8 protein-coding genes are annotated in these 11381 nt (G+C 70.2%); 1 reads left to right on the forward strand and 7 read right to left on the reverse strand.

The window, feature by feature from the left end; all coding sequences use genetic code 11:
- Positions 1-271: 271 nt before the first annotated feature.
- Positions 272-1102 carry a glycoside hydrolase domain-containing protein gene (locus ACFW2Y_RS30710; RefSeq protein ID WP_384885643.1) on the forward strand — a complete coding sequence of 277 codons (831 nt, stop codon included), beginning with the start codon at positions 272-274 and terminating at the stop codon, positions 1100-1102.
- On the opposite strand, the gene ACFW2Y_RS30715 is transcribed toward ACFW2Y_RS30710, so the two are convergent.
- The 7 genes from ACFW2Y_RS30715 to ACFW2Y_RS30745 all read right to left on the reverse strand — a co-directional run bounded on the left by ACFW2Y_RS30715 (position 1053) and on the right by ACFW2Y_RS30745 (position 11111).
- Positions 1053-1505, reverse strand: coding sequence for a transposase (locus ACFW2Y_RS30715; protein ID WP_384885656.1), 453 nt, complete (start codon positions 1503-1505; stop codon positions 1053-1055). The two genes, ACFW2Y_RS30710 and ACFW2Y_RS30715, sit on opposite strands and share 50 nt — an antisense overlap.
- A gap of 6 nt (positions 1506-1511) precedes the next feature.
- Positions 1512-2180, reverse strand: a complete 669-nt coding sequence (locus ACFW2Y_RS30720) for a helix-turn-helix domain-containing protein (protein WP_384885644.1) — start codon at positions 2178-2180, stop codon at positions 1512-1514.
- A 418-nt stretch (positions 2181-2598) separates the two neighbouring features.
- On the reverse strand, positions 2599-3435 hold the full coding sequence (locus ACFW2Y_RS30725; RefSeq protein ID WP_384885646.1) for an IS982 family transposase: 837 nt from the start codon (positions 3433-3435) through the stop codon (positions 2599-2601).
- Between the two features lie 46 nt (positions 3436-3481).
- A complete protein-coding gene (locus ACFW2Y_RS30730; protein WP_384885648.1) occupies positions 3482-6022 on the reverse strand; it encodes a DEAD/DEAH box helicase family protein in 2541 nt (846 codons plus the stop codon).
- A gap of 326 nt (positions 6023-6348) precedes the next feature.
- Entirely contained in the window at positions 6349-8748 is a 2400-nt protein-coding gene (locus ACFW2Y_RS30735; protein WP_384885650.1) for a 2OG-Fe(II) oxygenase, read from the reverse strand.
- 386 nt (positions 8749-9134) lie between these two features.
- Positions 9135-9386: a hypothetical protein gene (locus tag ACFW2Y_RS30740; RefSeq protein ID WP_384885652.1), complete on the reverse strand. Its 252-nt coding sequence runs from the start codon at positions 9384-9386 to the stop codon at positions 9135-9137.
- A 141-nt stretch (positions 9387-9527) separates the two neighbouring features.
- Complete coding sequence (locus tag ACFW2Y_RS30745) at positions 9528-11111, reverse strand: ATP-binding protein (protein ID WP_384885654.1); 1584 nt, start codon at positions 11109-11111, stop codon at positions 9528-9530.
- Positions 11112-11381: the final 270 nt, after the last annotated feature.

An 11381-nucleotide genomic window follows, 5' to 3' on the forward strand; every position in this document is an offset into this window, starting at 1 on the left:
ACTTTGGCGGCGCGGTGTGTGTCCCACGCAGGACCTTCGCGCAATGACCGCCGGAACGTCACGATCAAGGTAGGGCCCGCCTCCGGGGTGCTCACTCACCTGCACGCCAGGCGTGACTCCGTGGCAGCTGCCGCTCAGGAGCGCCTTCCGGTTGGTTGCCGGCGCGGTCCGGGATCACTGCGCGAGGCGCCCCGCACGGCTGCCGCGGTCCCTGCAGTTAGAGTGGGCCGGCTCCGGAGGCCCGAAGGTCAGGCACGAACGAGGGTGGGGAATGGCGAAGCACCGGCTGTCCAGAAGAGGCCGCTACATAGCGTTGGCGACGGTGGCCGTCGCGGTCGTGGCGGGTGCCGGTGTCGCGGCACAGACTTCCATGGCCGCTTCGACTTGGCCGGCACAGAGAACGTACACAGGCCGGGCGTTCGACGCCTGCACAGCGCCCTCGCTCGCCGCGATGAAGGCGTGGAAGAGGGACGCCTACTACGGTGGCGTCGCCGTCTACATCGGCGGGAAAAACCGAGGTTGCGCCCAACCCAACCTGACCAAGTCGTGGGTGAAGTCGGTCGACACGCTCGGCTGGCGGGTCATTCCCCTCTACGTCGGTGCCCAGCCGCCCTGTCAGAAGAGCGGCAACAAGGAGCGGTTCACAGCGGCCACCGCGGCCTCGGTCGGGGCGAGCAACGCCAACGACGCGATCACCAAGGCGACGGCGCTCGGCATGAAGCCTGGCAGCCCGATCTACCTCAACATGGAGTCGTACGACACCGCCGACAAGGCGTGCAACGACGCCACCCTGACCTACGTGCGGTCCTTCACCAAGACCCTGCGCGCCAACACCTACCGCGGCGGCCTCTACGGCTTCAGCGGTTCCAGCGCCCAGGCAATCGCCACCGCCAGGAATCGCACCGACCTGCCGGGCAACCTCTGGTACGCACTGTGGAACGGCCAGGACACCACCACCAAGGACTGGCCCTGGGACCCGAAGCTGTACACCGACCACAGCCGCGGCCATCAGTACAAGGCCAACAGCAAGGAGACCCGCGGCGGATACACCATCACCGTCGACCGCAACGCATGGGACGCCCCAGTCGCCATCGTCGGCTGACCGGCGGCCTCTGAACCGACACGATGGGACCTTGCCCGCTCCCCGTCCCCCTGCGAGGTGACCCGGCCGTGGTCGTGCGGAGGTTCTCCTTGGCGATCCACGCGGTCAGCAGCGTCTGCCCGATCTTCCCCTCGCCGAGCAGCGTGTTCCACATGGTGGCGAACTGGTCGTGGGTGAGGTCCTCGCGGTTGCGCAGGAGCCGTCGTCTGGCCTTCCACTCCGGGTCGGTGGCGCGTCCACGTCGGCCCCGGATTTCGGCAGTGGTGCGGCGCCGGACCATGGACAGCATCTTGTTGGCGAGCTGGACGACGTGGAAGTGGTCGACCACGACGATCGCGTGCGGCAGCCCGGTGCGGACCGCCGCGCGATAGGTGGCCGACATGTCGATGGCGACGTGCCGGATGCTCTTTCACCAGGTCAGCGGTGTGGTGGCGAGCCAGGCCAGGACGTCGGCGACGGTGCGGCCCTCGACCTGGCCGAGCAGCCCGCCGGTGCCGAGGGCGTCGACGAAGCCGGTGTGCCACCGGTCCCGCACCAGGTGCCACTTGCCGCTGTCGGGGTCCTGCTCCCACTTCGTCTTGCCCCGCCGGGTCTCGTCGATGCCCAGCACCCTCACCTCGGGCAGCGGGGCGCCCGTGACCTCGCGCGCCGATGCGCGGAAGGCTCCCATCACCGTCGGCCATGACAGATGCAGGTCGCGGGCGGCCTGGATGACCGTGGAGCCGGCATCGCGCACCCGGTGCCCGGCCGCCTCCCGCAACCGGGCGGTGACCCGCGCCCCGGCCGGTATCTGGGCAATGCTCTCGGTGAACGATTTCCTCGGGCACTTCGGCTCGCGGCACCACCAGCGGCGCTTGTGCCAGAAGAACTCCAGCCTCCGCTCCCCGTAGGGCAGATCACGCGGCCGGGTCACCGCCGGCCCCTTCACCCGGGAGGCGATCACCCCGCAGGACGGGCAGGCCCGCGCCGCCTCGTCCGCCGTGATCAGGTGCACCCGACGCGTCCCGTCGGCCAGTGACTCGACCCGCATGACGGACACCCCGTCGAGACCGAGCAACAACGTCGTATCGTTGACCAAGCCCGTGGCTCCCCAATGATCCTTCTGCGTAGAGAACAGAAATGATCAACCAGGATCACGGGCGTCCTGCGTCCGGGGGCCAGTCCCGCCATGCACATCACACACCGTGACGGACAGTCAGCGTGTCTGACGAGATGCACCGCTCAAGTTCGAAGACCCGGCGAGGGTGAACGGTTCACGGGGCTCGTACCGGCCGGTGACGTCGCCGACCAGGTTGTCGGCGGTCGGGTCGAGGGGCGGCGGGGGTGAAGTCGACGTGGTCGAGGCGGGTCCAGACGATGTCGGGGCTGAAGGAGGACTCGAAGGCGTAGACGCGGTGAGTGAGCGAGGGCACGCCAGATTGACATGGAGATGTTCGGGTGGGCCGCCTCCGTCGTGCCCGGCAGCGGCAGGGCGCCGCCGAACACCTCGTACCGTTTCAGATGGTCCAGCTGCTGATCAAGCGGCGGGGGCGCGGGCCCGTCCGGGGCGCCGCGGTCGACCAGGACTGTCCCTTGAAGGTCTGGTTGATCGACTCGATGACCTGCCGCAGCGGCTTGAACAGATGCGCCCCGGCCCGCTCGGCTTCTCCCTTGCGGGCCGACCGTAACAGCACCAGCTCACGCTCGGTCAGGTCCTGCTCGAACTCGCGGCCGTAGTAGTTCTTGTCACCGGTGATCGTCTGCCAGGAGTGGGAGGCCGTCACGTCCGGCGCAGTGTCGAGCATGTCGCGCAACGTCTCGCGCTCGTCGGCCTTGGCACCGGTCAGTCCGAACAGCACGGGCAGCCCGCCGATCGTGCACGCCTGGTGCAGCCGTAGTCCCCAGAAGTACCGGGAGTGCGACGCGCAGTAGCCGTACTGCGCCCAGCCGGCCATGTCGGAGCGCTTCGCGGTCTCTCGCGAGCAGCCACAGCCGACCGGGGTGGAGTCGACCACCCAGACATCATCGCTCCACAGCGTGGTGTCCGCCGCCAGGATCCGGATCATGCGGTTAAGCAGCGACGAGGCCGCTCGCAGCCACTTGTTGTAGCCGGACCGGTCGGGTACGTAGGGGAACATGCCGCGGAAGTCCGCCGCGACACGGCGCAGCGAGCGCCGCTCGGAGGTGTAGCCGAGCAGCGCCGACATTACGGCGAGGGTGAGCAGTTCGGAGTCACTGAGCGTGGGTGCGATCCCGACCGCCCGGCGCCACGGGGCAAGTTCCGGCGAAGCCTGCAACGTGTCGTCGATCCGGACATAGAGTGCCGTTGCGAGGGTGTTCAGGTCGTTCGTCACAGACTGACCGTGGACGCCCTCGCCCCACGTCCGCAGGCGCACCGGATCAGCTGACCGGCTGAGCCTGGGGATGGGCCTCGTGCCAGGCGTCCCAGATGTCGCTGCGGAGTCGGCCTTGCGGTGGCACGTCCATCCCCTGGTCCTTGGCCCACCGCCGCACCTCGGCCACCGGCGGTGTAGGCGCGGATTGTGAGGGCTCCGGTCGGTGGCGCGCGGGGACAACGGGCTGGGCGGGCGGCTGGAGCAGGGCCTCGGGGGTCGTGGCGGTGAATCCGCGGCGTTCGAGGATGCGGCGACGCTTGTGGTGCATGCGTTCCAGCCAGGGCACGTCCGCGTCGAGGTAGTCGTGGGCCTCGACGTGGGACTTCTTCGTCTCGGTGGTGCGCATGATCCGGCCGACCTGCTGAATCACCCGTCCCTTGAAGGAGATCGGGCTGGTGAGGAACAGGGTGTCGAGCCTGGGGGCGTCGAATCCTTCGCCGGCCAGCTTGTCGATGGCCAGCAGCACCGGCGGGGTGGTCGTTTCATCGACCAAGCGGGGGCGGACCCGGGCTCGCTCGGCCGGCGGCATACCGCCGTGCAGGAGCAGCGGTTCGATGCCGTGCGCGGCGAGGGACGTGGCGAGTTGGTGGAGGTGTTCGACTCGGTTGCTCAGGGCCAGGCTGCACCGTCCGCGCCGAGAGGCGTCGGCGATGTCGGCGGCGATCTGGGTGTTGCGGTCGCAGTTCGCGGCGAGTTCGCTGTAGACCGCCTGGAAGGAGGCGCCGTCGTTGCCCGGCTCGTCGGTGGTGAACGAGGTGGGGTGGACGATGAGGTGCTTGGCGAAGGCGCCGGCGTCGGCGATCTCGTGTCGGATGGGTCCGCACTGCATGGTGATCAGCGGATCCATCTGGTCCGCCCGGTAGGGGGTGGCCGACAGGCCGATCCATCGAGGGGCGCGGGCTTTGCGGATCGCGGCCTCGGCCCCCTGGGTGCCCACGGCGTGGCACTCGTCGACGACCACCAGGCCGTAGCCGTCCAGCAGGCCGTCTGGGGCGTCGCGGTGGCTGAGTGTCTGCAGCATGATCAGGTCGACCACGTGGCTGCGGCGGTCCTTGCCCGCGCCCAAGGAACCGACGCGGCCCCCGCCGAGATCGAGGAACGTGGCCAGACGGTCCTGCCACTGGGACAGCAGCTCGGAGCGGTTGACGATGATCGCGGTAGGCGTCTGGTGGTGTGCGATCAGTGCGCAGGCCATGACCGTCTTGCCCGAGCCCGGTGGCGCCACGAGCACCCCGCTGGTGTGGTCCTTGACCGCGTCGACCGCCTGGCGCTGCACCGCGGTCAGCTGGCCGGTGAAGCGAGCGCTGATCGGCGCGACATCTGGGAGCTCGCTGGTGATCGTGAGCGTGCCGCCGGCGGCGGCGATGAGCTGGGCGGCCTCATCCGCCAGGCCGCGCGGCAGCTTCAGCCAGTCCGGGTCGGTGACGTCAAAGGAGCAGACCAGGCGTGGGGTGTCCCAGATGGAGTACCGCTGGCTCTGGCGTCGGTAGAACTCCGAGTTGTGGAACGACGCCGTGTGCTTGAGCGCGGCGAGCAAAGCGGTCGGCAGTCCCTTGGTGGAGATCGCGAGCATCGCCGACAGCCGCGCCTCGACGATGGCGGGGGCCTTGCCCAGAGCCCGCCGCCGGGGCTTGGGCGGCAGGACCGGCGCGGTCGCCGACGGACCCGCCTTGACCTCGCCGAGCTTGTCGACGAGCGCCTCGACCTGAGCCGGGGAGAGCCGCTCGGCCTGGGACAGGTGCGCGAACTGGTCGGGGTACGGCTCCCAGGTGTGCGGGTCGCAGAACACCGTGGTGCCCTTGAGGCAGGAGGCCCCCTGCAGCGGGAGCGCGATCAGGTTGCCGAACCGAGCGTTGCCCTTGGCGTTCGTCGGCAGCAGGTCTTGGGCGGGGAAGAGCCGGTCGTAGCTGGACAACGTCATCTGCCCGCGGACGTCGATCGCCCGGCGCAGCAGCGCCATCCCCAGCGTGCGGGCGGTGACCGCGGCGACGGGGTCAGTGAAGAAAATCCACACGTGCGCTCCCGCCCCGGAGCGGGAGACCTCCACCAGGGCGGGGACACCGGCGTCGTGACAGGCGGAGGCGTAGGCGGCCGCATCGCCGCGCCAGTCGCTGCCGTCCTTGCCGTCGAAGTCGACCGCCAGAAGCCGGCAGGTGTCATCAGCCAGCAGCGGGTACATCCCCAGGTGGGTCTCCCGGGTGCCGGGCTCGGGGCGGGAGAGGTGGTTGTAGACGGCCCGGTCCGTCAGCGGCCAGAACACCCGCTCGGCATCGGCCTTGTTCTTGGCGAACGGGTTGTCCTCGGCGGGGCTCCAACCCGTCCGGCCCGACTTCGCGCTCACCCACCGGGTGGCGTAGACGTCCTCGCGGCCGGCGAACAGCGCCCGGAACAGGGCGATCTTCGCCTCCGTCCCGGAGGACGCGTCCGCGTACGGCAGCCCGTGGCCGCCTTCCGTGATGACCGGGGGGGGAGGCTCGGGGACCGGAGCCAGCGCCCGTGGCGCGTCGGGTGCGCAGACGCCGATTCTCGGCTCGCACCTCGGCAAGCTCCGCGCGTAGTTCGGCGTTCTCTTCGAGCGCCACATCGAGGCGGATGCGCAGTTCGGCCAGGTCGTTACAGTCGTACCAGTCCTCCACCCCTCCATGATCCGGATTCGCGTCCGTGGAGAGGTCGTTTTCGCGTAGATTCCCACGGGGTGATCGAGCCGATGGCCTACCCGTCCGGCGCCGGCCCGCCGGACGCCCAGGCTTGCGCGGCCGCGAGGTACCGGCGGGTGGCGATGCACGGCCAGCCGGGACGCGGCGGCATCCGCGTCCCGGGTGCGGACTGCCGGTTCCAGGCGCGCGAACCGCGGGGCTTGTCTGTCCCCTTTCAGCCGCGTGGCCGGGGCCATTTCTCCCGCAGCCACGCCAGGTCGGTCTCGGCGCGGATGCGGGCCGCTTGCTCACGGGTGAACACCGCGTTCGTCTTGGTCAGGACCAGGGTGTATGGGCGTCCCTGACGCCGGGTGGTGTGGGACACGGGCAGGCCGGCCAGTTCGATACGGCTGTGGATGTGGCGGCGCCGGTCCTTCGCGAGCGGCCAATCCATGACCCGACGGGTGCGGGAGGTGAGGAAGGCGTCGAGGTCGGGGCAGAGGCCGCAGCCGGACCGGCAGGTATCGGCCGGGGTGAGTGACCAGTCGTCCGCCGCGCGTACGGGGCGGGTGACGGCCGCGGTGAGCCGGGCCTCGCAGTGGTCGGCGAGCGTCTGGAAGGCGTGGGCCGCGGGTGCCCCGTCTCGTACGGTCGTCGGTCGGCGGGCCGCGGTGCGCAGGGCCGGGAGCAGGCATTCCAGGGCGGTGTCCGGCAGGCCGCGCAGCGCGGTGACGATCGTGTCGGCGGTTTTCGGGTCGCACGCCTGCAGGATGCGGGCCAAGGGAGCTCCCAGCCGTTCCATGCCCGCGCGGCGCTCCGCCTCGCGGCCCACGTCGAGCCAGCCGGTGAGCTGCTGCTCGGCCGCTTGCCAGACGCCCTCGACCAACGGTGCCGCCACCGCGTCTCCGTCACCGTCAGCGGTCCGCAGCGCGGCACAGAGGCCGGGCAGAGACTCGAGCCACGCTGCGCGATCCGCCCCGGTGTATGCGGCGGCCGGGCCGAACCAGCTGCCGACGGCCCCGCGCGACCACGTCCGCCCGTACCGTGCGGCCGCTTCCGCGAGATCGGGGATGTGTCGCTCGCCCAGGGTCTCCACCCCGAAGGGCGCGAGGAGCATCGCGGCGGTGTCCGCTTCCTCCAGTCCCACCGCGACGTGCAGGGCGGCAGTGAAGAGTGGAGCGGCCGCTTCACCCGAACCATGATGCTTCCAGATCGGGGCGAGCGACTGGGCGAGCGTACGCGCCAGCTCCAACTCCCCGGTGTCCAGGTGGCCCTGGAGTTCTCGCAGGGCTCCCTCGGAGCCGGCCTCGGCGCGTGCCGCGAACGAGCGTTGCCGGGGCCACAGGACCACGGCGGACCGCCGGTACCAGCGGTCCAGGGTGTTGCCGTAGTTGCCCATGTAGCCCTCGTACTCGGACTGGTAGGGCGTGAGGTCCTTGTTCTCGGTGGTGGCGCACACCTCGGCGTAAGAGACGGGCAGGCTGATCCGCTCGCCGCCGGTGCCGTCGGGGTGGGTCCACCAGTCGAGGGTGATCTCGTCGTCGATCAGGTCGTTCAGTTCGTAGCCGGAGAAGTCGCCACTGCGGCGGCGCTCGGCCCCGGGCTCCCCGTCGGGGTCGAGGAGGCACTCACCCTCGCACTCCTCGTCCTCGCAGCCGTCGTAGTGTTCGACATCGCCGTAGTAGTCGTAGCGGTCGTAGGGCGGTACGGCGTCCCAGGTCTCCTTCACCTCGGCCAACGCGAGGACCGCTTCGCAGCCTGCCTGCCCGGCGGCCTGGCGGAGCCGGGCGGCGCGGGCGGCGTCGGCGCCCTTGAGGCGGTCCCAGTCCAGGCCGCGCTGGGTGTACTCGTGGTCGAGGAGGTACACGAGGCGGTTCGGGGGCGCCGTTTTCTGGCGGCCGTAGGCGTAGCGCTCTTCGGCCGGCTGGGTGAAGTGTTCGGTCAGGCAGTGGGCCAGGTCGGCGGCCGGGCCCCCGTCGTCCTCGCCGGCCGGGCGGGCGCGTTCGGCGAGGAGGTTCATGGTGAGGGTGATGCGATAGCCGGACGTGACGGGTTTGACCTCGTGCAGGCAGTCCGCGTAAAAGGCGGTGAAGGTCAGCTTCTCCCGGGACGCCTGGTGGACGACGCTCCGGCCGGCGTGCGAGACGACGAGTTCACCGCCGGTGTGGTGGGAGGGCAGCGAGACCACCAGGGTGCCCACCATGGAGTCGTCCTTCTCGGAGTCCTGGTGGGGCAGGAAGAACTGGCCCTTGCCGTAGACGAGCAGCGCGTGCGGTTCGGCCCGCAGGACGGTGGTGGGCGGCAGACCGAGGGCAGTGCGGACGCCGTCGAGGACGCCGCTCAGGGTGCGGTCCCAGTCGGGGCCGCCCAGGGTGATCCGGTCCGGGGTGATCTCCCAGGTGTCCCGCACATTGGTGTCGGACAGGGTCTGCTCGCCCCGGCCGAAGCATGCCTCCCGGGCCTGCGCGATCAGCTTCCTGGTGACCGGGGCGCGCAGCGGCAGGGGCAGCACCCCGACGCCGTCGACCTCGACGCACAGCGCGCGGGCGGACATCTCGACCCGGGTACTGAAGTCCCCGCATCGCTCCGAGGCGTCGAGCAGCTTCGCCAGTTGCTTTCGTGCTCCGTGTCCCATGATGTTTCGTTCCCCTGGTCGGCAGCGTGCCATTCCCTCTGTCCCGGAAACCCTAGCGCTGCTGGAAGTCCCTGTTCCCAGATGACAGAACGGCCTTGACATCCGGGGCACCCGCGCAGGTTCAGGGAAGGCCCGGGACGGTGGGGCGTTCAGCGGGGTGATCAAGGGGGCGGTTCTGTTCCCTGTGGAGATCGACCTCAGCCGGATCTTAGGCGATACCCCATCCCGGTGCCTACGCGCGGGGATGTCGTGCGGCGAGCTCTCTGAACGGCTGCGCCGACGAACAGCCCGGCTTGCGGCGGCGGGAATCACGGATCGCCAAGGACGACTGACGGGCGCCGCCCGCCACCAGTCGTGCGAGCCGCGCCTCTGGCCGGCTGCTCACGTCATCGTCCGTCGCGCCGTTCCGGTCCGTAGGGGCTCCATCCCTTGAGGTATGGCCAGACCGGCCCCGGCTGCATGGCCTTCTGGGCCCCGGAGGCGAGACTACCTGGGGCGCTGATGCGGCCCAGGGCGTCCCACTGCCCGGGGGTGACCAGAACATCGATCTTGATCTCCTCCACGGGACCGAAGGTGCCGTCGGCGCGCTTGTCGAAGAACGTGCCGCGGCCCGCCCCCAGGGTTTCATGTGCTGGCACGGTGCTGACGTGTCAGCACCGATCTGCCGCGATTCCTGGCTGTCGAGCCCCTCCAGCTCCCGCACCGAACCCGTGCTGCTCCGGGAACACGGCCACGGGAGGGAAGATCCGGGGGCGCTCCTGGCTGAGGTCTCCCGGCCGTCAGGCGCGCAGCAGGGTGACGGTGCGCCCGGAGGGCGTGGTCTGCTGCGAGAAGGCGGTGCGCTCGTGGACCGGGGCTGCCTGCGGGCGGGTGTCGAAGACGACGAGGGTGCCCGTGGACAGCTCCATGCGGTCCAGGTAGTCGTCCAACTGCGCCAGCCCCTCGGCGAGGGGGTCGGTGCGGCCCTGGCGCCACACCTTCAGCTCCAGCGCCTCGCGCTGCACCGCCCGCGAACCGTCGACAGCGGTGTACGGCTGGCGAATCAGCAGGTCCACGCGCCGCCGGCCGACCCCGTACTCCCGGTCGATGAAACCCGCCCCGTTCACGATCCGGTGCAGGTAGGCCATCATCACCAGCTGTGCTGCGGCCTCCGGGTAGGTCGAGGCGGTGGCCAGGATCTCGCCGTTCTCCCGCCAGAACTCGGCGAAGGAGCACAGCAGTTTGTCCATGTCGATCCGGCCGTCCGGCAGCCTGAAGCTGCTCGGGGCGGCGACGACCTGGCCCTCCGTGTTGTTTCCCAGGACCCGGACAATGACCTCCTGGTAGATCGGATTGGCCACCCGCACCGGCGCGTCCGGAGCGACCAGCCCCAGGTCGCGCACGTACGCCAGATCGTCGTCGTACGTGTCCGTCGGCAGGAGCAGCTCGCCCGCGATCAGCGGCTGGATCACCCGCCGCACCCGGTCCTCGCCCAACCTGGCGGCCAGCGAGTCCAGATGCGTCGCACGCGCCAGGATCAGCCGCTCCTTCGCCTCCTCCATGTGCTCGGCCGTGATCGGCTTGTCCGACGGCACCCCCATCTCCTCGACGACCTCCCGGGCCAGCGCGTTGACCAGCCACGGCTGTCCCTGGGTAAAGCTGAAGGCACGCTCCAGCGCATCCACCGTGAAATCCTGGCCCGTCTCCGTGGTGTGCTGCCCGTACAGCTCGGCGACCTCGGCCTCGGTGAAGTCGCCCAACCGCAGCGACGCCACCTTGATGTTGAACGGACTCGACGTACCAAGGCGCCCCGGATCCCCGCCCGAGGCCGCCTTGTAGTCACGCACATCCCGCAGCCCGCACAGCACCACCGCATGCGGGAAGCCGCCACGGCTGACAGTGAAGCCATCGCGCAACTGGCGCAGCACACTGCGCAGGCTCTCCCCCCGCAGCGCGTCGATCTCGTCGAAGAACAGCACCAGCGGACGCGGACAGTTCCGCACCCACTCAGTCAGCCCCCGCGTGAGCCGGGACCCCGGCACCGCGTCGGGCCAGGAGGCGGGGGGCACGAGCTCATCAGGAAGCCCAGCGGACTCCGCGGACCGCCGAATCGCCTCCATCACCAGCAGCTCGGCCTGGCCGTAGTCCTCCCCGGCCACCTCCGCGCTCTCGCACGAGAAGTGCAGCGCCGCGTACCGGCCCGAGGCCGTCAGTTCCCGGGCCATCGCCGCCAGCACCGTCGTCTTCCCGGTCTGCCGTGGCGCGTGCACCACGAAGTACTGGCCCTGCTCGATGTACCCGCGGGCCCTGGGCAGCCGCTCCTGGGCCGGCACCATGTAGTGACGCGTGGGGACGCACGGCCCGGCCGTATTGAAGTAGCGCATACCTCGCACGCTAGCCGACGGCACCGACAACCTGAGGCGACCGTGCATCCGACCACCGGCTACACCGCCCCGTACGGGCACAAGCGCCAGAGCAGCGATGCCCCGGCGCGGAGATCACCCGGCGGGCAGACGCAGAAACGCGGCCAGCGCCCGCTGGGGTGCAGTGACCGCTGGAGGGGACCTGTCCCCGAGTGGTGGACACCTCTGATCCCGGCCCCGCCAGGGGTCGGGTAGGAGGCATCTTTTATGGTGATGAAGGTCTACTCGCCC

It is taken from the genome of Streptomyces sp. NPDC058877 (genome assembly GCF_042742855.1).
GTDB lineage: Bacteria > Actinomycetota > Actinomycetes > Streptomycetales > Streptomycetaceae > Streptomyces.